21 protein-coding genes and 2 pseudogenes are annotated in these 24934 nt (G+C 70.0%); 18 read left to right on the top strand and 5 right to left on the bottom strand.

The window, feature by feature from the left end; translation table 11 throughout:
• Nucleotides 1-3 precede the first annotated feature (3 nt).
• The 13 genes from pstA (at nt 4) to ACQEVC_RS24775 (ending at nt 16559) form a co-directional block, all read left to right on the top strand.
• A complete protein-coding gene (gene pstA, locus ACQEVC_RS24715; protein WP_432881652.1) occupies nt 4-1419 on the top strand; it encodes a phosphate ABC transporter permease PstA in 1416 nt (471 codons plus the stop codon).
• Nucleotides 1412-3061: a phosphate ABC transporter substrate-binding protein PstS gene (locus ACQEVC_RS24720; protein ID WP_432881654.1), complete on the top strand. Its 1650-nt coding sequence runs from the start codon at nt 1412-1414 to the stop codon at nt 3059-3061. Before pstA ends, ACQEVC_RS24720 begins: the two co-directional genes overlap by 8 nt.
• The gene (locus ACQEVC_RS24725; RefSeq protein WP_432881657.1) at nt 3058-5637 is read left to right on the top strand and encodes a hypothetical protein; all 2580 of its coding nucleotides are present in this window, start codon (nt 3058-3060) and stop codon (nt 5635-5637) included. The genes ACQEVC_RS24720 and ACQEVC_RS24725 overlap by 4 nt, the downstream gene beginning before the upstream one ends.
• A 296-nt stretch (nt 5638-5933) precedes the next feature.
• A complete protein-coding gene (locus ACQEVC_RS24730) occupies nt 5934-6980 on the top strand; it encodes a hypothetical protein (protein ID WP_432881660.1) in 1047 nt (348 codons plus the stop codon).
• A gap of 344 nt (nt 6981-7324) precedes the next feature.
• Nucleotides 7325-8437 carry a hypothetical protein gene (locus ACQEVC_RS24735; protein ID WP_432881662.1) on the top strand — a complete coding sequence of 371 codons (1113 nt, stop codon included), beginning with the start codon at nt 7325-7327 and terminating at the stop codon, nt 8435-8437.
• 507 nt (nt 8438-8944) lie between these two features.
• On the top strand, nt 8945-9694 hold the full coding sequence (locus tag ACQEVC_RS24740; protein WP_432881664.1) for an Ig-like domain-containing protein: 750 nt from the start codon (nt 8945-8947) through the stop codon (nt 9692-9694).
• A 92-nt stretch (nt 9695-9786) separates the two neighbouring features.
• Complete coding sequence (locus ACQEVC_RS24745; RefSeq protein ID WP_432881666.1) at nt 9787-10668, top strand: hypothetical protein; 882 nt, start codon at nt 9787-9789, stop codon at nt 10666-10668.
• 150 nt (nt 10669-10818) lie between these two features.
• Nucleotides 10819-11586: a hypothetical protein gene (locus tag ACQEVC_RS24750; RefSeq protein WP_432881669.1), complete on the top strand. Its 768-nt coding sequence runs from the start codon at nt 10819-10821 to the stop codon at nt 11584-11586.
• Complete coding sequence (locus ACQEVC_RS24755) at nt 11583-12578, top strand: sortase (RefSeq protein ID WP_432881671.1); 996 nt, start codon at nt 11583-11585, stop codon at nt 12576-12578. The genes ACQEVC_RS24750 and ACQEVC_RS24755 overlap by 4 nt, the downstream gene beginning before the upstream one ends.
• A 13-nt stretch (nt 12579-12591) precedes the next feature.
• The gene (locus ACQEVC_RS24760; RefSeq protein WP_432881674.1) at nt 12592-13422 is read left to right on the top strand and encodes a phosphate ABC transporter ATP-binding protein; all 831 of its coding nucleotides are present in this window, start codon (nt 12592-12594) and stop codon (nt 13420-13422) included.
• Nucleotides 13423-13720: 298 nt separating this feature from the next.
• A complete protein-coding gene (locus ACQEVC_RS24765) occupies nt 13721-14944 on the top strand; it encodes an Ig-like domain-containing protein (RefSeq protein ID WP_432881676.1) in 1224 nt (407 codons plus the stop codon).
• Nucleotides 14945-15171: 227 nt separating this feature from the next.
• Entirely contained in the window at nt 15172-16248 is a 1077-nt protein-coding gene (locus tag ACQEVC_RS24770; RefSeq protein WP_432881679.1) for a WxL protein peptidoglycan domain-containing protein, read from the top strand.
• 152 nt (nt 16249-16400) lie between these two features.
• Nucleotides 16401-16559, top strand: coding sequence for a hypothetical protein (locus tag ACQEVC_RS24775; RefSeq protein ID WP_432881681.1), 159 nt, complete (start codon nt 16401-16403; stop codon nt 16557-16559).
• Between the two features lie 107 nt (nt 16560-16666).
• Here ACQEVC_RS24775 and ACQEVC_RS24780 read toward each other — a convergent pair whose 3' ends face one another.
• On the bottom strand, nt 16667-16801 hold the full coding sequence (locus tag ACQEVC_RS24780; RefSeq protein WP_432881684.1) for a hypothetical protein: 135 nt from the start codon (nt 16799-16801) through the stop codon (nt 16667-16669).
• A gap of 723 nt (nt 16802-17524) precedes the next feature.
• On the opposite strand from ACQEVC_RS24780, the gene ACQEVC_RS24785 reads away from it, so the two are divergent.
• Nucleotides 17525-18307 (top strand): phosphotransferase family protein, encoded by a 783-nt coding sequence (locus tag ACQEVC_RS24785; protein WP_432881687.1) that lies wholly within the window; start codon nt 17525-17527, stop codon nt 18305-18307.
• Between the two features lie 42 nt (nt 18308-18349).
• Here ACQEVC_RS24785 and ACQEVC_RS24790 read toward each other — a convergent pair whose 3' ends face one another.
• The 4 genes and pseudogenes from ACQEVC_RS24790 to ACQEVC_RS24805 form a co-directional block, all read right to left on the bottom strand.
• Complete coding sequence (locus ACQEVC_RS24790; protein WP_432891678.1) at nt 18350-18772, bottom strand: tyrosine-type recombinase/integrase; 423 nt, start codon at nt 18770-18772, stop codon at nt 18350-18352.
• Nucleotides 18773-19169: 397 nt separating this feature from the next.
• Nucleotides 19170-19595 carry a hypothetical protein gene (locus ACQEVC_RS24795; protein ID WP_432881689.1) on the bottom strand — a complete coding sequence of 142 codons (426 nt, stop codon included), beginning with the start codon at nt 19593-19595 and terminating at the stop codon, nt 19170-19172.
• Nucleotides 19596-19854: 259 nt separating this feature from the next.
• A complete protein-coding gene (locus ACQEVC_RS24800; RefSeq protein ID WP_432881692.1) occupies nt 19855-20139 on the bottom strand; it encodes a DUF6225 family protein in 285 nt (94 codons plus the stop codon).
• Nucleotides 20140-20603: 464 nt separating this feature from the next.
• Nucleotides 20604-21178 (bottom strand): annotated as a pseudogene (locus tag ACQEVC_RS24805) (DNA alkylation repair protein).
• A 197-nt stretch (nt 21179-21375) separates the two neighbouring features.
• Between ACQEVC_RS24805 and istA the strand changes: the two are divergent.
• The 4 genes and pseudogenes from istA to ACQEVC_RS24825 all read left to right on the top strand — a co-directional run.
• A pseudogene (gene istA / locus ACQEVC_RS24810) lies at nt 21376-22888 on the top strand (IS21 family transposase); the annotation flags it as partial.
• Nucleotides 22877-23836 carry an IS21-like element helper ATPase IstB gene (gene istB / locus ACQEVC_RS24815; RefSeq protein WP_432891681.1) on the top strand — a complete coding sequence of 320 codons (960 nt, stop codon included), beginning with the start codon at nt 22877-22879 and terminating at the stop codon, nt 23834-23836. The pseudogene istA and the gene istB, both read left to right, overlap by 12 nt.
• Nucleotides 23837-23898: 62 nt before the next feature.
• On the top strand, nt 23899-24099 hold the full coding sequence (locus tag ACQEVC_RS24820) for a hypothetical protein (protein WP_432881367.1): 201 nt from the start codon (nt 23899-23901) through the stop codon (nt 24097-24099).
• A 60-nt stretch (nt 24100-24159) separates the two neighbouring features.
• Nucleotides 24160-24879 carry a hypothetical protein gene (locus ACQEVC_RS24825; protein WP_432881695.1) on the top strand — a complete coding sequence of 240 codons (720 nt, stop codon included), beginning with the start codon at nt 24160-24162 and terminating at the stop codon, nt 24877-24879.
• Nucleotides 24880-24934: the final 55 nt, after the last annotated feature.

Below are 24934 nucleotides of genomic sequence, written 5' to 3' on the forward strand. Positions count from 1 at the left end.
ACGATGAGCCCGAAGCACGCGATCGACGAGCAGACCGACGACGCACCGGCCGGGTCCGGCCCGGCGGCGCCGAACGGGACCGGGCCGGCGGCCGGGGACGATCCGGCGCGACCGGCCGACCCGGCGGTCCCGGTCGCGCAGGTGCGGGCGGCGGGCGCACGGACCACCACCCTTCCGGTACGCCCCGAGCAGCCGGAGGCGGTCGAGGTACGGCGGATCACCGCCACCCTCCGGCGTACCGACATCTTCGCGGCGATCGGGGCGACGGTCGCCGCGCTGAGCGTGACCACCCTGCTCTACACCCAACTCGCCCCGTTCGACGGTGTGCTCGGCTTCGTCGTGATCGCCTACCTCGCGTTCCTCGGCTTCTACGGGCTGCTGGTGTCACTGGACGAGGACGGCCCCGCCGTACGGGACCGGCTGGTCGGCGCCGTGGTGCACAGCCTCGGTTTCCTGGTCCTCGCCGTACTGGCGCTGGTGGTCCTCTACACCTTCGCCGAGGGTTGGCCGCCGCTGACGCACCTCAACTTCTTCACTGAGGACATGTCGATCACCGGGCCGCTCGAACCGCTCTCCCAGGGCGGGGCCCTGCACGCGGTCGTCGGCACGTTGCAGCAGATCGCCCTGGCCCTGCTCTTCACCGTGCCGCTGGCGGTGATCTGCGCCGTCTTCCTCAGCGAGATCCCGGGACGGCTGAGCCGGCTGGTCCGGACGATCGCCGAGGCGATGACCGCACTGCCGTCCATCGTGGCCGGTCTGTTCATCTACGCGACGGTGATCCTCGCGCTCGGCTACCGCCACTCCAGCTTCGCCACCTCGCTGGCGATCAGTGTGATGATGCTGCCGATCATCATCCGCGCCGCCGACGTGGTGATCCGGCTGGTGCCGGGAAACCTGCGGGAGGCCGCGCTGGCGCTGGGCGCCTCGCAGTGGCGGACGGTCTGGCACGTGGTGCTGCCGACCGCCCGGTCCGGGCTGACCACGGCGGTGATCCTCGGCACCGCGCGGGGGGTCGGCGAGACGTCTCCGGTGCTGCTGACCGCGGGCGGCGCCACCAGCCTCAACCTGAACCCGTTCGAGGGCTGGAACAACTCGTTGCCGCTGGTGACCTACTCGCTCACCCGTTCGCCGGAGGAGAGTTTTATCGTCCGGGGCTTCGGCACCGCCGCGACCCTGATGATGCTGGTGCTGCTGCTCTTCGTCCTGGCCCGGCTGGTCGGCGGACGCGGCCCGGGACAACTGAGCCGGGGTCAACTGCGGCGCCGGGCCCGGGAGTCGGCCCGGGACGTGACCCGGTTCGCCCGCCGCGCCGGCCGACCCGCCAGCTACCCACCCGCGCCGCGCCCCGCGCCGGCCGGCGCCGACCAGCACGCTGATCACGCCGTTTCCCCACCTGAGAAGGAGAATCGCGATGGCTGAGACCGCTACCCGGATGCGCCGGGGGGTGGCCCGGCTGCTCACGCTCGCCCTGGTCGGTGCGCCGGTACTGCTCGCCACACCGGCCGCCGCCGCACCCCGGCTCGTCTCGATCACCGGGTCCGGCTCGACCTGGAGCCAGAACGCGCTCGACCAGTGGCGGGCGGACGTCCGGCAGAACAACATCACCGTGCACTACAGCGGCGTCGGCTCGACCGCGGGTCGCAACGCCTTCGCCCAGGGCACGATCGACTTCGCGGTCTCCGAGATCGAGTTCGGTGCGGAGGCGAACGAGGCCATCCCGCGCCGGAAGTTCGCGTACATGCCGATCGTGGCCGGCGGCACCTCCTTCATGTACAACCTGAAGATCGGCGGCCGGCGGGTGACGAACCTACGGCTCTCCGGCGACGTGATCACCAAGATCTTCACCGAGAAGATCAAGATGTGGAACGACCCCGCGATCCGGGCCGACAACCCCGGGCTCAACATGCCGGCCCGGAAGATCATCCCGGTGGTCCGCTCCGACGGCTCCGGCACCACCGCCCAGTTCGTCAAGTGGATGAACAACCAGTACCCGGACATCTGGCGCCCCTGGTGCCGAGACAAGGGCCGGACCGAGGCGCAGTGCAACGTGCTGTCGTTCTACCCACCCGGGTTCACCGCGCAGGCCGGGTCGAGCCAGATCGCCGGGTACGTCGCGGGCAGCAACGCCGAGGGCGCCATCACCTACGTCGAGTACTCGTACGCCAAGGAGAACGGCTTTCCGGTGGTCAAGGTGCTCAACAAGGCCGGCTACTACGTGGAGCCGACCGCCAACAGCGTCGCGGTGGCGCTGACCAGGGCGCAGATCGAGACGGGCAACCCGAACGCGCAGAACTACCTCACCCAGAAGCTGGAGGGTGTCTACAACGACCGGGACCGGCGCACGTACCCGCTCTCCTCGTACTCCTACATGGTCATCCCGCTCGCGCACGAGAACGGGGTCACCGAGGACAAGGCGTACACGCTCGGCCGGTTCGCCTACTACTTCCTCTGTCAGGGCCAGCAGAAGGTCGACCTGCTCGGCTACTCCCCGCTGCCGATCAACCTGGTGGAGGCGGGCTTCAACCAGGTGAAGCGGATCCCCGGGGTGGTGCAGGAGGCCCGGCCGATCCGCAGTTGCAACAACCCGACGTTCTCCACCGACGGCACCAACACCCTCGCCCGGACCGCTCAGAACCCGCCGGAGTGCGACAAGAAGGGCAACGGCCAGCAGTGCACGGCCGGCACCGGCGGCGCCGCCAGCACCTCCACCGAAAACAGCAACCCCGCCGGTGGCGGCAATTCGAGCACCGGCAACACCGGCAACACCGGTAACACCGGCGGCACCGGACCGAATGCCACGGCCGGCCCGAGCGCCAGCCAGTCGGCCGGGCCGGGGCTGATCGACCCGGCCACGGGTGAGGTGATCGGCGGCGGCGACGGCGGGGGTCAGCAGTTCGTCGCGGGGGTGCCGGTCTCGCTGGACGGCGAGGGTGGATGGCGACTGCGGCACAGCATGATGGTGCTCGCCGGGGTCGTGCTGCTCGCCCTGGTACTCGGGCCACCGTTGATCTTCCGGCGGTCCGGGGTCACCCGCACCGGCACCGAGGGGCGGGACAAGTGAGGCACTGGCCCGGCCGCCCGTCGCTGCGACGGCGCTGGACGGCGGCGGTGGCGGCGGCCCTGGTCGCGCCGACGGCGCTGCTGGCCGTCGGTGGGCTGGACACCCGGCAGCCGGCCCTGGCCGCCGTACCCGGAGACCGGCTCACCGAGTCGGCCATGACGGAGAACGGCCGGCGCGGCACGTACGAGGACTTCTCCGACCTGCGGGTCACCGTCTCACAGACCCAGAACCTCGTCACCCAGGGCATCGAGATCACCTGGACCGGGGGCAGGACGACCGCCCCGGAGAGCGCGTACGGCACCAACTATCTCCAGATCATGCAGTGCTGGGGGCCTGACCCCAACGCCCCCGACTTCCGGGAGACCTGCCAGTTCGGCGGCCTGACGGCAAAGGGCGAGGTCAGCGAGGAACTCGAACTCCAGGTCGGCGTCTCGGCCTCCAGCCGATCCGTCGACTTCAACCTCGACGCCAGCGGGAACCCCGCCGGCCGCGACCCGGACGAACGTCTGCCGGCCGACGCGCAGGTCATCCCGTTCCGCTCCTCGGACGGCCAACGTACCCGGATGAAGGACTTTCCGCCGGCAGACGCACCCGACGACGGCGTCCCCGACATCGAGGACTTCTTCCGACGTGACGAGACCAACGAGGTGGTGGCGGCGCGGACCAGTTCGGACGGCACCGGCCGGGTCATCTTCGAGGCCCAGCGCGGATCGGACGCCAAGGGACTCAACTGCGGCGAGGTCGTCGCCGGGGCTCCCGGCGCCCGGCGCTGCTGGCTGGTCGTCGTACCTCGCGGTGAGCGGGACTTCCACGGCAACGTCTACCAGAGCACGAGGCGGGCGAGCGGCTCACCGCTGCTGCCGACCTACTTCGCCAACCGGATCGTGTTCCCGCTGGACTTCGAACCCGTCCGTCCACCGTGCCCGCTCGGCGGTCAGGTCTTCGACACGGTCGGCTCCGAACTGGTGGCACCGGCCGCGGTGAGCTGGCAGGCCAGCCTCTGCGCGGGCGGCCGAGCGGCCTTCTCGCACACGGTCACCACCGAGGTGACCGCGGACGCGGCCGTCCTCTCGCCCGGCGCCGAGGGCCGAGGGGTCGCCTACGTCGACGAACCGGTACTCCGCGAGGAGACCGATCCACAGGTCGTGCACGCCCCGATCACCGTGAACGCGGCGGTGATCGCCTTCCAGATCGAGGCCCGGACGTCGAAGTCGGAGGTCCCGACTTCCTCGGCGGAGGCGCAGCGGATCAACGGCCAGCCGTTGCCGGAGCTGAAACTGACGCCACGCCTCGTGGCCAAGTTGCTCACCCAGTCGTATCAGCAGGACGTGCCCAATCCCGCCGAGAATCCGGACATCGCCAAGAATCCACGGTCGATTCGGGTCGACGAGGAGTTCGTCGAGCTGAATCCGATCTTCAAGAGCTTCTTCCCGACGTCGAGGCACTATCCGATCCAGTTGCCGGACGGCGAGTCGGTGCTGGCCCGCCGGGTGTGGCAGTGGGTCCTGGCGGACGAGGCGGCCCGCAAATGGCTCTCCGGAGTCCCGGATAAGAACGGCATGCGGGTGAACCCGGCTTTCGTGCCGCTGGTCTTCGGCGACGGGCAGGGCATTTCGCGATTCCCGAAGGAAGACCCGAGCTGCCGGACCGGGGAGCCCACGACCGGCGTACCGAAGTTCCCGTACTGCATGCCGGGTTTCGCCCCCTGGGCCGAGGGCCTGGAGGTCGCCGCGCGGCAGACCCTGCGCAGCGATGCCCGGCAGCGGATCGTCTGGGACGAGACCGCCGGCGGCATCGACCCGGCGAATCCCCAGGCGAGGCTGGGCGACTACAAGGCGGCACCACCGCCGTTGCCGGGCCGGAAGTTCGGGCTCGGGATCACGGATGCGGCGTCGGCGGCCCGGTACGGGCTGGCCACCGCGAGCCTGTGCAACGACGCGCAAGGCACGAACTGCGTCAGGGCGGACACCGTCGGCCTGCTGGCCGGGGTCGGCGCGATGGAACCGAGCCCGGTCGACGGGGTGTTACAACCCAACCCGACCCAGTCCGCGCCCGGCGCCTACCCGCTCACCATGCTGACCTACGCCGCCGCCAACCTCGACCGGGCGGAGCCCGCCCGCCGCGAGTACGCCCGGTTACTGCGCTACATCGCGAGCGACGGGCAGACGATCGGGTCCAAGCCCGGACAACTCCCGCCCGGCTACGCGCCCCTGCCACAGCCGCTGCGGAACCAGACCCTCGCGGTCGCCGCCGAACTGGCCAGCACCACTCCTCCGTCGCCCACGACGACCGGTCCCGCCCCGGGGTCCGGCCCGGATCCGACACCCTCCCCGGCCCCGTCCACCCCGGCGGGCGGGGCGACGCCCAGCCCCGGCGGGACCCCGGCGCCCACCCCGACACCTCCGGTCGCCGTGGCACCGGTCGCCGCGACGACGCCGACCCCCGGCCAGCCGGTCGGATGGATGCGGTTCCTGCTGCTCGGCGTCCTCGTGGCCGGGATGGCGAGCGGAATCTCGGGTCCGATCATGTTGATGCTCGGCTATCGCCGCCCTGCCCCGGACGGGACCGGGACGTGAGGAATTCGCGCTCGCCGGTCGTCGCGTATGAATGAACCTTTTTCAACCTGAACCGCGCGGCGCTCACACACCGCGTCCGACCTCGCGCTCCAACGGACCGCAAGGGGAGATTGAAAAAGGTTCAATATATATGGCAGACGATTCATTCGGCCTACATGTTGGCGAAATTTTGCGCACTGAAACGTTCCCCCGACGCAGGTATCGCCGCCCCGGCCCGGCGATTGATGCTCCACTCGGCTCACTCAGAAAGAGCAATGAGCCGAACCTCTTTCTGGAGGAAAGGGAGAACCATGCAGGTGAGGATAATTGCCAGCGCGGTGGGCGCCGCCCTCGTCGCCGCTCTCGGCGTCGCGGCGGTGGCCGGTCCGGCCACCGCCGACCCGAACCCCGTGACCGACTACCGGACGCTGGCCGGGGTCGGTTCGGACACCACCCAGGACGTGCTCAACGGGCTGGGCGAGGTGATCGCCGTCGGCGGTCAGAAGGTGATCGCGTCCTGGGACGCGCGGGGCACCGCCACCGTCAAGACCAAGGCCACGGCCTGCGAGCTGGCCCGGCCGAACGGCTCGTCCGCGGGCCGGACCGCGCTGCGGGACTCGGAGCTGCCCGGTAGCCCCACCGCCGGCTGCGTCGACTTCGCCCGGTCGTCCAGCGGTACCACCAACGTCCCCGCCGGCACCGGGACGTGGGTCCCGTTCGGGGTGGACGCGGTGACCTTCGCGATCAACCGGAACAGCGACCTGCCGATCAACATGTCGGTGGCGCTGCTACAGAACATCTACAAGTGCGTGATCAGCCACATCGGTGGCATTCCGATCCAGCCGCTGCTGCTCCAGTCCGGCTCCGGTACCCGGCAGTTCTGGAACGGGCAGATGTCCATCACCGACCAGGAGATCGCCCTCGGCGACTACCCGTGCCTGGTTCCGACGTCGTCGACGGTGCCGGACGGGACCGGCCTGCCGGAGGTGCAGGAGCACGACGCCCGGGTGCTGGAGGGGCACACCGACTACCTCATGCCGTACTCGATCGCCCAGCACATCGCCCAGGGCAACAGTCTGGTGGGGGTCGAGGACCGGCGTGGCCCGTCGGAGCTCGGCCGGATCAACACCGTGTCGCCGTACGCGGCCGGGGCGACCCCGCCGAACGAGGTACTGAACGTCAACTTCCCGCTGCGGCGGACGGTGTACAACATCGTCCCGACCGCCGACCTGACCAACAGCGTGATCGACCAGGTCTTCACCGGTTCGGACTCGCTGATCTGCCAGCAGGGCGCCCTCATCCAGCAGTACGGCTTCGGGGTCGCCTCCGACTGCGGTTCCGTCGTGCTGCGCGGCAACCTCTGACAACCGCCCGCTGAACCTTTTCCACCTCGATCCGTTCGTGCTCGTGGCCGACTCGCGTCGGTCGCGAGCACGATTTTTCTTCGGTCACCTCCGGGGACTCCGCCGCGAGACGCATCGAGGCGACGGGAATTCCCTCGTGACCGGCCCGCGACGGCGATACACCCGCCCGTCGACTACTCTGCGTGGTCAAATCGATTCATCTGGCCTTCATGCGGGCGAAGGATTGGGCACGGAACGTTTTCGAAATACCGGTGTCGACGCGTACGGGAATCAGGGAATGCTGATTGCGGCCCATTCATATAGGGGAATGGGTCGACCTCCTGTCTCTGACGAAAGGGAGAACGATGCAGGTTAAGTCCCTCGGGAAGGCGGTGGGGACGGTGCTCGCGGCCGCGCTCGCCGTCACGGCGGTGGCCACCCCGGCCTCGGCCGACCCGTTCAGCGGGTTCCCCCCGTTCCCGACCGACGCCGCCGCCTACCGGACCCTGGCGGGCACCGGCTCGGACACCACCCAGGACGTGCTGAACGGCCTGGGAGCGGCGATCGGCGGCGGCACCGTGCTCGCGTCCTGGGACGCGCGCGGCACCTCGCCGATCAAGACCAAGGTCGACAACTGCGTGTTCCAGCGGCCGAACGGCTCGACGGAGGGCAACCGCTCGCTGTGGGCCTCGAAGGTGCAGGCCCCGGCGGCGAGCACCATCGAGGACTGTGTCGACTTCGCCCGCTCGTCCAGCAGTACGACCCTGGTCGCGGGTGGCAACGGGACCTGGATCCCGTTCGCCCTGGACGCGGTGACGTACGCGATCAACGAGAACAGCGACCTGCCGACCAACATGTCGCTCTCGTTGTTGCAGAACATCTACAAGTGCGTCACCGGGACGGTCGGCTCGTTCCCGGTCCAGCCGCTGCTGATCCAGCCCGGATCCGGCACCCGGCAGTTCTGGAACCAGCAGATGGGCATCACCGACGCCGAGATCAGCGCCGGTGACTACCCCTGCCTCGTTCCGGCGTCGACGACGGTGCCGGACGGCACCGGTGTCCCGCCGGTGCAGGAGCACGACGGTCGGGAACTGACCGGCCACAACGACTACGTCATGCCGTTCTCGATCGCCCAGCACATCGCCCAGGGCAACGCCCTGCCGGGCGTCGAGGACCGGCGTGGCCCGTCGCTGCTCGGCAGCATCAACACCGTGTCGCCGTACGCGGCCGGGACGACCCCGCCGAACGAGGTGTTGAACCCCGCCTTCCCGCTCAACCGGCGGGTGTACAACATCGTCGCCTCCGGCGAGCTGACCGAGGAGTGGATCGACCGGGTCTTCACCGCCGGTGGAGCCTTCGGCTCGCTGCTCTGCGACCAGAGCGGGGTCATCACCAGCTACGGCTTCGCGACCATCGGCGACTGTGGGTCCACCACCCTGACCGGCAACCTGAACACCGCCGGCTGGCCGCCGGCCTGACACCCGGGGCGTAGCGCCCGGGAGCATCACCGACCGCACTCGTGGCCGGCGTTCTGCGCCGGTCGCGAGTGCGATCTCGCACAACGGTGGATGACGACACCTACTTGTCGGCACCATCCGTCGGCCGAATGGCGGATCACACGTTCCGCCGGGCGCCGCGCCCGCTTCGGGTTCATCTGGCCTTCATGTTGGCGAAGCATTGAGCACGAAACGTTCGCGAAGCGCGGGTGTCGATGTACCCGGTTGGCAGGGAATGCTTATCGCGGTCCATTCCACCGGGCGGTTGGACGGGCCGAAATCGGCGCGTCGCCCCGTCCGCCCGAAGAATTGGACCAACCGCAGGTCAGCGCAGAGGACCTCAATGGAGTTCGGTTAGGGCCACCGGACCGGACTCGGCGTTCTTCCCACGTTGCGTACCACCCCGGCGGCGTTTCCGCCGCTGATTCGAGGCCCCGGGTGCGAACCCGGGAACGGCAAACACGAAACCGCACCGAGAGGAAGTGCTTCGTGAGCAAGGCCAAGTCCCTGTTCGTCCGGACGACCGTAGCGCTGTCGACCGCCGCGATCGCGACCCTGGCGCTCGCCGGTCTGGCCGGCCCCGCGCAGGCGGAGAGCCCGGTTCTCGGCACCGTCGCGCTGGCGCCCACCGGCGGGAGCGTGCACGACAACCCGTTCGTGACGGCCGCCACCACCTCGGCGGCCTGCCCGACCGGCTTCGGCGAGAACGCCGCGCTGAAGGTCGGTCCGCCCGGTGGCCCGTACAGCCCGCTCGCCCGCATCGGCGGACTCGCCAACTACGACCAGGCGCCGTTCACCCTCGCGGCGAACCGTTCGCTCGCCACCGCCCTCGGCGCGGCCCCGGCGGACGGCACCTACGAGGTGGCCGTCTCCTGCTCGGGTACGACCGGGACGGCCCCGAAGGACTTCTCGACCCTGATCACCGTCACCGGCGACAGCTGGGCGGTGAAGAACGCGGCGGCCACCACTACCCGACTGACCGCCAAGCCGGGTCTGTTCGCCTTCGAGGGCCAGCGGGTGACGCTGACCGCGACGGTGCGGCACAACGCGGCCGGCAGCGTCGAGTTCTTCGCCGGCTCCACCAGCGTCGGCACGGCACCCGTCACCGACGGCAGGGCCGTCCTCACCAGCACCACCCTGCCGACCGGCCTGCTCCAGCTCAAGGCCACCTTCACCCCGGACGACCCGCGGCTGTTCGTGGCCTCGACGTCGCAGATCTGTTACCTCGTGATCGGTTGATCCCGCGCGCCCGAGGCGCGCACCCGGGTGGCCGGAGGTCCCTTTGGGGACGTCCGGCCACACGCCCGTGTTATCGACAAGGAAGGAACGCTGTGAAGACGCCAACCCGCCGGCTCGGCCGGACTGGCTCGACGTTCGTCGCGGTCGCGCTGCTCTCCGGCGCCGGCACGGTCGCCGCGGCGCTGGTCGGGCTCACCCCGCCCGCACAGGCGGCACCCTCGCTCGGCACCCTCACCATCGATCCGTCCAGCGGCAACGTGACCGACGGCTCGGCCCAGTCGCCCGCGTTCACCGCGCGGACCTCGGCGGGCTGCCCCGCCGGCTGGGGGGCCCAGGCGCAGATACGGGTCAGCCCGGCCGGTCAGCCGGGCCGGCCCGAGGGCGGCAACCTCGACCGGATCGCCAGCGCCACCGGCTACGACGCCGGCCCCTTCACCCTCGGCACCAACCGGTCGATCGCCAGAGCACTGGACCCGACGCCCGATGACGGAAACCACCCGGCGCCGGCGGACGGGGACTACCGGATCACCATCGAGTGCCTGACCGAACTGGCCGAACCGCACGAACACTGGTTCCAGACGGTGGTCACGATCAGCGGCTCGACCTGGCAGGTCACACAGGCGCCGACCGGCTCACCCACCCCGACCGGCTCCGCCACACCGAACCCGACGGCGACGCCGACCGCGAGCCCGACCCCGACGGGCAGCCCCTCGGCCACCCCGACGGAGACGGGCAGCCCCAGCCCGACCCCGACGGGCAGCCCCAGCCCCACCCCGACCGAGACGGGCAGCCCGAGCCCCACCCCGACCGAGCCGGAGAACCCGAGTCCGACCCCGACCGAGGGGGGCGGCGGCGGCAACCTGGCGCTGACCGGCGCTTCGCTGCCGACCCTGCTGACCGGCGGGTTTGTCCTCGTCGTCGCCGGTGCGGCCGCGATGCTGCTGGCCCGACGCCGCAACACCCCGCAGCCATAGCCGGATCCCCTGAGCGAGCAGGCCGGACCGAGCGGGTCGGTGCGGGAGACCACCCGGGCGTCCACCCCCGGTAACCGGACGTGACAGCACTCGTCGTCCGCGGGGAGCCCGGGGCGGCCCGTCGGCCCGCCGGGCACGAGAGAGGAAAACATGTCCGTACTGGGATCACTGAGGTGCCGAGGGGCGGCGCTGCTGCTCCCGGCGGTTCTGGTAGCCGCGGCCGGGCTGTCGGCACCGGCGTCGGGCGCGGCGGCCGTGCCGGCCCGGCGCGGTGCGGCTCTCGGCACGCTCACCGTCACGCCGACCAGCGGAACCGTCGGCGGCAACCCGATGCTCGTCTCGGCGACCACGTCGGCGCCCTGCCCGGCCCGGTACGGCTCCGCGGTGCTGCTGCGGGTCGGCCCGGCCGGCGGCCCCTACAGCAACATCGCCCGCCCGGGCGGGGCGGGCGGCTACGACACGGCACCGGTCACCATGCGCCCGAACCGGTCGATGACGATGTCGCAGGGCAGGCCGCCCGGCGACGGTGAGTACGTGATCGTCGTCGAGTGCGTCAGCGACACCCTGGGTACCCACCCCGACCGCTTCGAGTCGCGGATCGTGGTGAGCGGCGACACCTGGCGGGTCACGAGCGGCGCCGCCGGCCAGGCCGCACCGACGGCCACCGCGCCGGGGCGGACGACCGGCTCGCCGTCCGGCCCCGACCGTGACGCGACCCCGACGGCACCCGCCGCGCCGACCGGTGCCGCCGAGGAACCGAGCGTGGGGGTCACCCCGGCAGCCGCCTCACCCGACCTGGCCTCGCGGCCGGACGAGGGCGGCTCACCGCTGCCCTGGGCTCTCGGTGGGCTGGCCCTGCTGGCCGCGTGTGTGGCCGCCGTACCGCTGATCCGCCGACGAGGGAGCAGACAACCGTGACCGCGACCGTCGACCCACCGACCGTTCCACCGATCGACCTCCACCAGGGACCGCCGGTCGCGCCATCCCGACCGTCCCGGTCGGCATCCGACCCCGACGGGTCGCCGTCGCCGGCCGCACCGATCCGGACGTCCCGGCCCGTCGAGATCCCGGCGGTACGCGTCACCGGCACAGTACTGACGCTGCTCGGCGTACTGCTGCTGGCCTTCGTCGTACACCTGACGCTGATCTCCCAGCTTCGCTACGAGCGGGCCCAGCAGACGGCGTACGCCGACTTCCGCAAGGACCTGGCCGAGGGGATCGCACCGGTCGGCCAGACCGACCTCGACGGTGAACTGCTCCGCCCCGGTACGTCGGTCGCGGTGCTCCGGATTCCCGTGCTCGACACCCGGCAGGTGGTCTTCGAGGGGAGCACCGGAGCCGTGCTGCAGAACGGTCCCGGGCACCGCCGCGACACGGTGCTGCCCGGCCAGGCCGGGACGAGCGTGGTACTGGGCCGGCACGCCGGGTACGGCGGCCCGTTCGCCGGGCTGTCGCTGCTGACCGCCGGCGACGAGATCGTCGTGGTGACCGGGCAGGGCGAGCACCGGTACCGCGTCACCGGTCTGCGCCGGCCGGGCGACCCGCTGCCGCCCCGGCTGGCCGACGGGGCGGGCCGGCTCACCCTGGCCACCGCCGACGGCCGGCCGTACCTGCCGGACAACGTCCTCTACGCCGACGCCGACCTGGTCTCGCCGGTCCAACCGTCCCCGCAGCGGCGGTTCGGCGCGCAATCCCTGACGGCGGCCGAGCACGCGATGGCCGGCGAGCCCGACGCGTGGGTGCCGCTGGTGCTCTGGGGCCAGGCGCTGCTGATCGCCGCCTACGCGGTGAGCTGGGCCTGGGCCCGCTGGGGTGGCTGGCAGGCGTGGGTGTCGGGGATGCCGCTGCTCACCGTCCTGGGCCTCACCGTGGCGGACCAGGCCGTCCGACTCCTGCCCAACCTCTACTGACGACGGAGCCGAGATGAGCCTCGACAGTACGTCCCTGATGCCCGCCGCCCCGACCGGACCGGACGGCGGTCTGGCGGCCCTGGAAGCCCGGTCGATCTCCGCGTGGTTCGGCCGGCACAAGGTGCTCGACCGGGTGTCGCTGACCATGGCCGCCGGTGAGGTGACCGCCCTGATCGGACCGTCGGGCTGCGGCAAGTCCACGTTCCTGCGGATCCTCAACCGGATGCACGAGCTGATTCCCGGGGCCTCGCTGGCTGGCGAGGTGTTGCTCGACGGCCAGGACCTGTACGCACCGGTCCGCCGGATCACCGACGCCCGGCGGCAGGTCGGGATGGTCTTCCAGAAGCCCAACCCGTTCCCGACGATGTCGATCTACGACAACGTCATCGCTGGGCTGCGGCTCACCGGTACCCGGATCGGCCGCAACGACCGGGACGCGCTGGTCGAGGAGTGCCTGGCCAAGGCCGGGCTGTGGAAGGAGGTCCGGGACCGGCTCCGTTCCCCCGGCGGCGCGCTCTCCGGCGGGCAGCAGCAGCGGCTCTGCATCGCCCGCTCGCTGGCGGTCCGGCCGCGGGTGCTGCTGATGGACGAGCCCTGCTCGGCGCTCGACCCGACCTCGACCCGGCGCATCGAGGAGACCATCGCCGAACTGGTCGCCGAGGTGACGATCGTCATCGTCACGCACAACATGCAGCAGGCGGCGCGGGTCTCCAACCAGTGCGCGTTTTTCCTCGCCGAGCACGGCACGCCCGGGGCCATCGTCGAGCACGGCCCGACCGAGGTGATGTTCGACAGTCCGCAGGACCCTCGTACCTACGACTATGTGCACGGACGGTTCGGATAGGCCGCTCCGCCGACCGGTCGGTCGCGTCCACCGGTCGGCGATGGTGACGAAAAGATGAACACCCTGCTCGCGCCGCCTTTGACATCTTCCATTCACACGGCGGATCAACTCGATTCTTCGCGCCGTCAGTCCCATGTCAGTTCGGCCGTAACCCGCAATTTTCCTGCTGCATGTCCGGCCTTGGCGTTGGCCTGCACGGCGGGTCACGGCCCGTGTGCAGCCTGATCGAGGTCGCGGCGGTGACCGCTCCCGACGGGGGAGAGCCGCCGCACCGCACTCCTGGCGAAGGAAGTGATTCATGAAGGCAACAAAGGCCCTGCTCGGCCGGGCGGTCGCCCTGGCCGGCACGGTCGTGCTGACCACGGTCGGCCTGGTCGGCGTCGCGGCGCCGGCCCAGGCCGCCGCGGCGGGCACCATTACCCTCAATCCCACCAGTGGCACCGTCACCGACAACCCGATGCTGACCCAGGCCACCACCTCGGCGGCCTGCCCCACCGGCTTCGGCGACCAGGCCGCGCTACGGGTCGGTCCCGTCGGCGGTCAGGTGGCCAACCTCAACCGGATCGCCAGCGACACCGGCTACGACACGGCTCCGTTCACCCTGGCCGCGAACCGGTCGATGGCCACCGCGCTGGCCGGCACGCCGGCAGCCGGCGACTACGTCGTCGTCATCGAATGCCTCAGCGAACTCAACGGCGTACATCAGGACCGCTTCGAGACCGTCATCACGGTCGACGGCGGCAACTGGCGGGTCAAGGGCGCCGTCGACCCGGCCGTGCCGACCAGCACCGCGCTGGGCGCCAGCCCGGCCGGACCGATCGAGGCCGGCACCGCCGTGACCCTCACCGCCACCGTGGACCCGGCCGCCGCGGCCGGCACGGTCGCGTTCCGGAACGGCAGCACCTCGCTGGGCACCGCGCCGGTGTCGGGCGGTACGGCCCAGATCACCACCTCCACCCTGGCGGTGGGGAACAACTCGTTGACCGCCCAGTTCACCCCGGCGGACCCGGCGGCGTACCAGCCGTCGACCTCCACCGAGATGAACGTCCAGGTCACCGCCCCGGGCGCCGTCGACAAGGAGCAGCAGATCACGGCCGAGATCGTCGGCGGTGGGCTCTCCCTGGAGGTGGCGGGCACCGACGTCACCCTCTCCGGCGGCATCGTCGGCGGTACGGCCACCGGCACGCTGAACACGGCGACGGTGACCGACCTGCGGGGCACCAGCGCCGGTTGGAACCTGACCGGCCAGGTGGACGACTTCGTCGGTCCGGCCGCCGCCACCATCGACGGCAACCAGCTCGGCTGGACGCCGGACGCCAGCAAGGTCAGCGGCAGCGGCAGCGCCACCGCGGGCGCCGCCGCGACGCCGGGCTCCGGCCTCGGGGAGGCCAGGACGCTGTGCCGGGCCGACGAGGGCAGCAGCGCCGGCACCTTCGAGTGCGGCGCCGGTCTGAGCCTCGGCATCCCGGACACCACCACGCCGGGCAGCTACGCCGGCACCCTCACCCTGACGCTGGTCTGACCCGAGCGGTCCGACCGGCCGACGGCCGACCGACGGCGGAGGTACCACGGGCAGCCGGTCCGTGGCACCTCCGCCGCACATCCGTCTCCAGACCATCCCAGACCCGTGCCCGTGACCGAACGCCGCACATCCGTGCCAGCGCATCCCAGAGTCGTGTCCCTGAGCGCCGCGAGGACGTCAGCCAGCCCGGTCGACCAGGTCGTCGCGATGACGAGCGAGGAGCCATCATGACCGCACCCCGACCCCGCCGCGTCGTCGCCGCGCTGGTCGTCGCCATGACCCTGTCGGCGGCGGTCTCCGGCCCGGCCGGTGCCGCCCCCGGCGACGAGTTCCGCTGGACCGTGGAGCCCGACGCCGCGGCCGGTGCCGACCCGCGCGGCCAGTTCAGCTACGACCTCGCCCCGGGCCAGCAGCGCGACGACCGGGTGGTGGTGACCAACCGGTCGTCCGAGCCGCTCACCTTCACCGTGTACGCCACCGACGCGTCCACCTCGACGGACGGGGCGTTCGCCCTCCCGCCGGCCAGCCAGCCGGCGCGTGACGTCGGCGCCTGGGTCGACCTCGGCCGGCAGACCCGGACGCTGCGCCCCGGTGAGCGGATCGTCCTGCCCTTCCGGGTGACCGTTCCGCGGAACGCGACTCCCGGCGACCACGCGGCCGGGATCGTCGCCTCGGTCGCCGAGCAGCGCACCGACGCCGAGGGGCAGCGGGTCAACGTGGAGCGCCGGGTCGGGGCGCGGATCTACCTGCGGGTGAACGGGCCGCTGGCGCCGCTGGTCGACGTGGAGTCGGTGCAGGTCTCGTACGCCAGTCCGGCCGTGCCGTTTGCCCGCGGCCCGGCGACGATCACCTACCGGCTCCGCAACCCCGGCAACGTGCGGGTCGCCGGCACCGCCCGGCTGCGGATCACCGGCCTGTTCGGGATACCGCTCTCCGGCGGCCAGGACGTCACCCTGCCGGAGTTGCTGCCGGGCGCGCGGGTGACCCTGGTCCGGCGGATCGACGGCGTCCTACCGGCCGGCATGGTCACCGCCACGGTACGCGTCGACGCCACGAGCAGCGAGGGAGTACTGCCGGCGGTGACCCGTACCGGGACGATCTGGACCGTACCGTGGACGTTGCTCTACCTGCTCGTGGTGATCGGCGCGGTGCTGGCCCTGCTCTGGTGGCGTCGCCGTCGGCGGCGCGCGGCCGGTGCCGGGACGGAGCCGGCGGACGAGCCCGTCGAGCCGGCGGAGGTCGGCGGCCCGGACACCGATCCGGCGTACGACGGCGTCGGCACGCCGCTCGTTGCCGGACGCTGACCGGGCACGGTTCGGAGCGCATCGGTCGGGGTGGCCGCCGGCGCCATCACGGCGGCCGCCCCGTTTGCTTGTTGCGACTCCTGCTGCCGTCGAGGATGACTACCGGGCAGGTCAACCGGTCCTGTCTCCGGCCCGGTCAGAGAAGAACGACGATGGACACGACGTTCTGGGACGAGGTGGACCGCCTCCTGATCCGCTACGGAGTGAGCTTCACCCCGCGGATCATCGAACGTGCCTCCGGCGCGTACGTCTTCGATCGTCAGGGCACGCCGATCCTCGGCTTCACCTCGGGGCCAGATCCGCGCACGTGATCACGGGGCGAGGAAGACAGGCGTCACGGCGATCCCGCTCATGTAGATCGATCGGTGCTTGAGATGGCCACGAGGGGTATAGCCGTGTTGCAGCCCGGTGCAGGAGTTCAGCATTCGTCCCTTGCCAGGCGCGCGAACTCGTCGAGGGAGATGCTCTTCTGTACCTCTTCGTTGGTCTCGATGGTGGTGATCAGGATCGATCCGGGTTGCAGGCCGGACAGTTCAGGGAGCCGGAAGGTCACCGAGTGGGAGGTGAAGCTGTTGTTGCTGGTGACTCGCGCATTCGGAAGACTGCGTGCGGGTCAGGGGTCGGTTCGGGTGGGAAGCCCGTCAGGTGCACGGTGGCCGGTGAGGTCGCGTCGCGCTGCACGTCGTACCGCCACTCCGGCCAGTTCGCGGACGGCGTCGGCCCGGACGGGGAGGGCGAAGCCAGGTCTTTCTCGGCACGGAGATGTACCACGTCCGGCGGCTGGTCCGCGCACCAAGCCAGAGCCGCGAGCGGCCGTCCGTCAGTGTCCACAGTTAGGCCGGTGATGGCTTTGATCTCGGGTGTGCAGGAGGTCAGTCCGGTCAGGAGCAGCAGGGCGGTGGTCAGCGAAGCGGAGGTCCGCTGCGCGATCGTCGGCGCTTGAACGGCCATGCTCCGACGGTCGCAGGATTGTGTTGATCTACGACCACGGTCCGGTCTCGGGTCTATGACGGCTTCCGGCTGGGTGGCGCGCGCATTCCTTGGGGCTATGCGCGGATGCTCGGCCCGGCACGGTTGGTGTACCGGAAGCGCCGGCCACCGGACATGATGGTCCCAGCCTGGGCGGCGCGCATCTAGAGCGGCAGATCCAGATGTAGTCGCCGCCGCTCTAGTTTCCTGACGCAGGGGAGACCGAAGTACGGCTGCTGCGCCGAAAGCGCTGAGTTACGGTGCTCCGATGCAGGCGTATGCGGCCCAGCGGGCAACACGGGCAGCCATGTCGATCGCCTCATCGCTCGGCCTGACCGCCTACGACGCCGTCGTCCTGCACAACTCGAACAAGCTCACGCTGCGTCTGCAGCCCTGCGACGTGCTGGCACAGGTGGCACCGGCGGCGCACCAGTGCGCCCAGCTCGAAGTGGATACCGCTAAGCGACTGTTCGAGGTCGGGAGCCCGGTGGCCGCGCTGGAAGCGCCCGAGGTCTTCGTCTGGGACGACTACGTGGTCACTCTGTGGACCTACTACGAACCGGTGACTACTCAAGCGATCCCTCCGGCGGACTACGCCAGAGCGCTCGAACGTCTGCACGCCGGGATGCGCCGGGTCGACCTGCTCACCCCGCACTTCACGGACCGGGTTTCCGAGGCCCAAACGCTCGTGGCGGACCACGACCGGACGCCGAAGCTGGCCGGCGCGGACCGGATCTTTCTCGCCGGCACGTTGGACCGCCTGCGCCGATCGGTCAGCGATAGCGGCCGGCCCGAACAACTCCTGCACGGCGAACCTCACCCGGGCAACCTGCTCTCGACCCCGGTCGGCCTGCTCTTCATCGACTTCGAGACGTGCTGCCGGGGGCCGATCGAGTTCGACCTGGCCCACGCACCTGACGAGGTCGGCGGCCTCTATCCGGGCGTCGATCAGCACCTGCTCCGAGATTGCCGGACCCTCATGCTGGCGATGATCACTACGTGGCGTTGGGATCGCGACGACCAATTCCCCGACGGCCACAGGCTCGGCATCGAGTGGCTGAGCGAACTCCGGAAGGCGACGGCTCGGTAAATGACCGAGCCCCGCCATCGGCAGATCCGCTTGTCGTGGTCGCTAGGTTCCGGAGGCCATGTAGGCGGCGAGGATGTAGTTGGGGTGGCGGTCGAGGTTCTTGCGGGCGCGGTCGTAGCGCATGGTGGTGCGGGGGTCGGCGTGGCGGGCGGCGATTTGGACGTCGCGGAGGCTGACGCCGGCATCGAGCATGGTGGTGACGAAGGTGTGACGCAGCATGTGTGGGTGCATCCTCGGCATCCGGATCCCGGCGCTGGCGGCGAGCTGTTTGAGTCGGCGGGTGGCGGCGTGCCGGTCCCGCCGCGTGCCGAGGGTGTTGCGCAGGATGGGGCCGCCGAGGCGGTCGTCGACGGCCCGGTCGATGGCTCTGGCGACTGCGGGTCGCAGCGGAACCAGGACTACCTTGCCGCCCTTGCCGCGGACGCGTAGGACGCGGTGGCCGTGTTCCTCCCGGAGGTCGGCGATATTTGTCGCCGCAGGCTTCGAAGATGCGTAGCCCGAGGAGGCCGAGCATGGCGACCAGGGCGAAGTCGTTCGGGTTGGTCGATAGGCGTGCGGTGGTGATCAGGGCCTCGAACTGCAGGTGGCCGAGTCCGAGGGTGGGTGATTCGGGCGGGACCGTGGGTCTGCGGACGTAGTCGGCGGGTGAGTGCGGCAGGATGTCGTCGATGACGCAGACGCGGTAGAAGCCGACCACGATCGACAGGCGACGGGACACGGTCGAGGGCTGGAAACGGCGTACGTCCTGCAGCCAGCGCACGTACCGCTCTTGTCCGCGCGCGCAACCGATAGCGGATCAAGGTCATGGTTGGTGCACCAGGTCAGGTAGACGCGCAGGTCGGACTGGGTGTGTAGACGCGTGTCACCGCGGTAGCGGCCGAGGGAGGCGGCTACCGCCGCACGGAGAACAACACGATTTGGATACCCAGCCGTGTCGTCTGGTGTCCTGCGCGGCGTTGTCCCAGTCAGCGAACCGCGCGAACGGATCGGTGGCGAGATCTGCCTCAACGTCACAGGTCTCGCGGACCACCACAGAAGGGTAGAAGCGCGTCTCCTGGGCCACGTCGCAGTCGTCCGTCCGGGAAGCGACCAGGGCATCGCACTGTTCGCAGGCGACACACGGACTCCATCCCACCAGGGACCAGCAGCCGGTGAGAACGAGGTCCTGGACGAATCGTGTGCCGCGCACGTCGCCGGGTGAGAGCACGAAGGTGCCCACAACCTGGTCGCGGCCATACGTGGCCTCATCGATCGCGTAGATGCCCGGGTCGAGCAGCGGAGGGTTCACATGGTGACAGTCCAAGAGCGACCAGTGCACTCCCGCTGGCAGCTCCACCAGCCGGACCGGGACACTCAGCGCGTTTCCGCACGTCGCGCACCGAAAGCTCTCCACTGCAGCAGTGTGACGCACAGCCCAGGGCGGAGGCATCCAAAAATGCAGGAACATCTGAGAACCCGCCGCCTACGAAGCAGGACGGCTACGGCTGGTGGTGACGCGTACGGTCAGCGGCCACAGATGCGGATGCCAGCAACTGCCATGGTGGGACCTAGCCTGCCAGGTTCTTCCTGGGCAGCATGTACGAGCCCGAGGAATAGTCGACGCGGATGACGAGGTCTCCAGTCGAGAAGTCGTCCTTATCATCGACTGCTGCACTGGTAACGACGAACTGGTCGTTGCCCCACGGGTCGGGGTGGCCTGTGCTCGGCGCCAGCGCTACCTCGACTCGCAGCCCTGCCTCATCCGGCAGATCGCGCAGTGCCTCACGAAGTTGGCCTACGGTCCATCGCCGGACGTCGTGGCGGTAACGGCCATCGCGGTAGTCGCTGGTCACCTGCTGACGCTACTCGATCGGCGGAGCCATCCATCCCACCCCCAGCGACGGCTACCGGCAGTTCATCGCCGATCGGCCTGGTGGGGGGCCGCGAAGCGTAACGATTCCGACTGGGTCGGCACGCACGGACGGCGGCAGGAGCGGATGTGTGCCGGGGGCCGCGCGATCGGCAGCGATCAAGCCGCGTACCGGCGACAGGCGAAGGCGTGGGATGCTTCGAGCTATCCAGCGAGGCGACCGGCCTTGTGAATCTGGTAGTTCGTCATGATCGGCACGATCTTGTGCGCCTCGCGCATGCCGTCACCGCCCCCGACGCTGAGCATGGCGAGGTAGCAGCGCAGCGCCTGGACGAGGTCGGCGGTGTCCGCCGAAGCCGTCGCGGTACCAGCAGGGCTGGTAGCCGGCGGGCTACTGTGGGCGCCTCGTCTACCGCGCCGTCCAACACGCCGTCCGGTGGCGGGCGGTCAGGACGCGGGCTTGAGGTGAGTGCGGGCCACCCGAAGCGTCGGGCGGGTCATCCGATCACCGTGCTCGGCCAGGAAGGCAGACAGCCGATCCGGGTCCGCCTTGCCCACATCGCGCAGGGCGGTGCCGACCGACTTCAGGATCAACGGCTCGGGGTCGGAGAGTAGGCGCTCGGAGATGGCCAGCGCGTCGTCCACCTCGTTGTTGTGGATCAGGAAGAAGGTCGCGGTGATGGCGGTCCGGCGGCGCCAGCGGTCCGGGGACACCGCCAGCTCGTAGAGCGGGTCCCGGGGCTTGTCGAGCAGATACCAGCCGACCACCCGCGGGCGGCCCGGTCGACCAGGTCCCAGTTGTCGATCCGGTCGTGGTTGTCGATGTAGGTGTCGTAGAGGGCGCGCCGGTCGGCGTCCGGGCGGCGCGCATTGAAGTCGAGGATGCTTACGGCGCCCACTCGGGCCTCGTAGTACGGGTTCTCCAGCAGGCGCACACCTCGGACAGGGGCGCCTAGGTGAAGGCGCGCGCGGTGTCGAAGGTGATCTTCATCTGGATGCCCATCACCTGTGTCAGCGCTCACGTAATCCCCCAAAGGGCCGTGGTCCGCTCACGTAATTCCCCTGGTCCGCGCTCGTCATGGACTACCGGGTCGCTCGTGGTGTTCGTGAAGGGGACGGCGAGCGTTCCGCTGTAGTTGCCAAGATCCTTTCCTTCTCGCGTAGTCATCTTTCCGCCGGCATGCCCTTTGGGGAGCGGATGGCGAGGAGGACGTTCCACGTGATCGATATAACCGAGATCCTGGCGCATTGGTATGCGGGCCGGTCTCAGTACGACGTCGCGGGCTCGTTGGGAGTGGACCACAAGACGATCCGGCGTTATGTCGAGGCGGCGATCGCGGCGGGCTTCGTACCCGGCGGAACCCCGCCGATGAGCCAGGAAGACTGGGCGCCGCTGGTCAGGCAGTGGTTCCCGCATCTGACCGATACCCGGCTTCGGCAGGTGACCTGGCCGGACTTCGCCAAGCACCACGACTACATCGTCGAGATGCTGCGGGCCGGGGTGACCAAGGCGACGATCCACCAGCGGCTACGCGACGAGCACGGGGTTGCCGGCTCGCTGGCCTCGTTCAAGCGGTATGTCACGTCGAACCTGGTCGAGGACGCGGCGCGGGACAAAGTGACGGTGTTGCGGGCCGACCCCGAGCCGGGCCGGGAAGGGCAGATCGACTACGGGCTACTGGGCTCCTGGATGGATCCGCGCACCGGACGTTCGCAGCGGATCTGGGCGTTCGTCATGGTCTTGTCGCACTCGCGGCACATGTTCGTGCGGCCGGTGATCAGCATGGACCAGGCCTCATGGACGGCCAGTCACGTCGAGGCGTTCACGTTCTTCGGCGGCTGCCCTGCCCGGCTCATTCCGGACAATCTAAAGACCGGGGTGGACAAGTCCGATCTCTACGACCCGCAACTGAACCGGGCCTATGCCGAGCTCGCGGCGCATTACGGTGTCCTGGTCGATCCGGCGCGGGCGCGTAAGCCCAAGGACAAGCCGCGGGTCGAGCGGCAGATGCCTTATATCCGGGACTCGTGGTGGAAAGGCCGGGAGTTCACTTCTCTGGTCGAGATGCAGGCCTCGGCGTTGCACTGGTGCCGGGAGGTCGCTGGGCAACGCAAGCACCGCGGCCTGGACGGGCGCACCCCGATGGAGGTGTTCGATCAGGCTGAGGCGGGGACGCTGACCCCGCTGCCCGTCGAGGCGTTCACCTTGGCGGAGTGGTCGGAGGGCCAAGGTCGCCCCGGACGTCCACGTCAAGTGCGGCAAGGTCCTCTATTCGGTGCCCTGGAAGCTGATCGGGCAACTGGTCGACATCCGCGCCACCGCCACGATGGTGCAGGTCTTCCACCACGGCGAGCTCGTCAAAACCCACGTCCGCATGGACAAGGGCCGGCCCACGGACGTCGCAGATTACCCGCCGGAGAAGATGGCGTTCCACACGCGCACCCCGCAGTGGTGCCGCGAGCGGGCCGAGCAGACCGTACCCGCGACCGCCGCAGTGATCGCCGAGTTGCTGGACGGACCGGCGCTGCACCGGCTGCGTTCCGCGCAGGCGATCCTCAACCTGGCCGGCAAGTACTCCGACGCGCGGCTCGAAGCGGCCTGCCGCAAGGCCACCACGGCCGGCGATCCTTCCTATCGCACCATCCGCAACATCCTGGCCGCCGGGCTCGAGGACATCGAACACGACCGGCCCACCGGCGACGCCGGCGCGCCCGCGTTCCTGCATGGCCCCGTCGGCCTGTTCGCCGACGTCATCCCGTTCCCGCCCCGTCCCCGGCCGCCGCGACAAGCGCGGACACGACGAGCGAGCCGACACCCGATCGTCGTGACCACGCCGGGGACGACGAGCCACACGACGCCGCGTCATGACCCACACCCTGCTCACCCCCGCCGAAGCGACGAAGGCCGAGACGACACGATGACGGTCCTGCGCCCCGCACTGGCCGACAGCCTCCGGACCCTGAAACTGTCCGGGATGCTCGAGACCCTCGACGCCCGCCTCGCCCAAGCCCAAGGCGGCGACCTCGGCTATCTGGAGTTCCTGCAGATCCTCTGCGACGACGAGATCACCCGCCGCGAACAAGTCGCCATGACCCGCCGGCTGCGCCGCGCCCGCGTCGACACCGAGACCACTCTCGAAGGTTTCGACTTCGGCGCCAACTCGAAACGGCCCGCCGCGCAGATCCGTGACCTCGCCGCGCTGCGCTGGCCGCAAGCCGGAGAATCGGTCATCCTCTTCGACGCCGTCGGCGTTGGGAAAACCCACGTCGCTCAGGCCATGGGATACCTGGCCATCCGCGCTGGCGCCGAGGTCCGCTTCCACAAAACCAGCCGTATCCTCGCCGACCTTGCCGGCGGCCACGCCGACCGGACCTTCGACAAGCGCCTGGCCGCCCACGTCAAAGCCGACCTGCTCATCCTGGACGACTTCGCGATGCGCGAGTTCACCCCCGGCCAGGCCGACGACTTCTACGAACTGATCTCCCAACGCATAGCCGAAGGCCGCTCCAACGCGATCACCGCCAACCGGGCACCCCAGGACTGGTATCCGCTGTTCCCCAACCCCGTGGTCGCCGAATCGCTGCTCGACCGACTGATCAACAACAGCCACCAGGTCTTCATGAACGGCCCCTCCTACCGGCCGAACAAACGACCCAAGGCACCGGCCACCGCCAAGTGACCACCCAGCCGACGCCTCCCGGCACGACACCGCTCGACCCGCACCTCCCGAGAACCTACGGCATGACCAATCCGGCACCCGGCCTCGACATCCCGAAGCGAACCGAACGCGAGCGACTCAATGCCGCCCTGCACGCCGCCGACGCCGAAACTGGCTTCTGGGACGACAACGGCCGCCCCACACCATGGCCCGACGACATCGACGACTGGACCGCCGACATCCGCCAATCTCCCACCCCTGAACCTGAACACCCGCCCTTCTAGACCAGCTAGAGACCTTTGTGCTCAGGGTCTGGCTGGGGAACGTGGAGGTAGACTCGGGCGATGGCGCGCTGGAATCCATTTAAGACAAAGCGAGCTACGGGCGAGGAGTTGTACGCGGCCGGCCGCTACGAGGAAGCTCGTGCCGCCTTCGCCGCGGCCATCACCGAGAACCAGCAGCGGCTCCAGTCGCGCCTGGACGATGTGGAGCTCAACGCCGCCATCGCCCGCGACCTCAACAATCTGGGGCTATGCCTGGGTAGGCTGCGCCGCTTCGGGGAGGCGGCCAAGGTGTTTGCCGGTGCCGCCGCCATTTTTGAAAGCATCGAACAACACGACGATCCCGTACGGCGAGCGCTGTGGCAGGCGTTGCGAGCCGGCACGGTCCAGAGCATGGCCGGCGCGCTCGGCGACGCCGGAGACCTGGATCAGGCGCTGGCCGCCAGTCGCCAGGCCCTCGACCTGCGCCGCGGCCTACCCACAGTCGAGGACACTGAGATGGCTCGTACGCTGCGCATGTTCGCCCATGTGCGCGCCGAGGCAGGCGTGGAACTGGACGAGGCGCTGAGCGCCCTGAACGACGCGCAGGCAAGGCACATGAACGCGATCAGCAAGTCTCCCGACATGGCCACGGTCGACGAGATCTACACGACCGAGTTCGTCATGGCTCGCGTCCTGGCCCGCCAGGGCAAGGCCGCGGAGGCGCAGCGGGTCGAGGCCATGGCCCGCTCCCGGCACCTCGACGCGCTGCCCACGATGATGCGCAACCAGCAACGGGGCTGACAAGCGCCGCTGCCTCAACAGCGAGCCGAACAGTCGGCCATTCTCAACCGTGACG

The organism is Plantactinospora sp. CA-294935 (assembly GCF_050936445.1).
GTDB lineage: Bacteria > Actinomycetota > Actinomycetes > Mycobacteriales > Micromonosporaceae > Plantactinospora.

Bases quoted from the DNA above. Each gene is read 5' to 3' on its own strand.
- ACQEVC_RS24785 (WP_432881687.1), top strand. From the start codon at position 17,525: ATGTCGATCGCCTCATCGCTCGGCCTGACCGCCTACGACGCCGTCGTC.
- pstA (WP_432881652.1), top strand. From the start codon at position 4: ATGAGCCCGAAGCACGCGATCGACGAGCAGACCGACGACGCACCGGCC.
- ACQEVC_RS24775 (WP_432881681.1), top strand. From the start codon at position 16,401: ATGGACACGACGTTCTGGGACGAGGTGGACCGCCTCCTGATCCGCTAC.
- ACQEVC_RS24825 (WP_432881695.1), top strand. From the start codon at position 24,160: ATGGCGCGCTGGAATCCATTTAAGACAAAGCGAGCTACGGGCGAGGAG.
- ACQEVC_RS24750 (WP_432881669.1), top strand. From the start codon at position 10,819: ATGTCCGTACTGGGATCACTGAGGTGCCGAGGGGCGGCGCTGCTGCTC.
- ACQEVC_RS24770 (WP_432881679.1), top strand. From the start codon at position 15,172: ATGACCGCACCCCGACCCCGCCGCGTCGTCGCCGCGCTGGTCGTCGCC.
- ACQEVC_RS24720 (WP_432881654.1), top strand. From the start codon at position 1,412: ATGGCTGAGACCGCTACCCGGATGCGCCGGGGGGTGGCCCGGCTGCTC.
- ACQEVC_RS24765 (WP_432881676.1), top strand. From the start codon at position 13,721: ATGAAGGCAACAAAGGCCCTGCTCGGCCGGGCGGTCGCCCTGGCCGGC.
- ACQEVC_RS24760 (WP_432881674.1), top strand. From the start codon at position 12,592: ATGAGCCTCGACAGTACGTCCCTGATGCCCGCCGCCCCGACCGGACCG.
- ACQEVC_RS24735 (WP_432881662.1), top strand. From the start codon at position 7,325: ATGCAGGTTAAGTCCCTCGGGAAGGCGGTGGGGACGGTGCTCGCGGCC.
- ACQEVC_RS24820 (WP_432881367.1), top strand. From the start codon at position 23,899: ATGACCAATCCGGCACCCGGCCTCGACATCCCGAAGCGAACCGAACGC.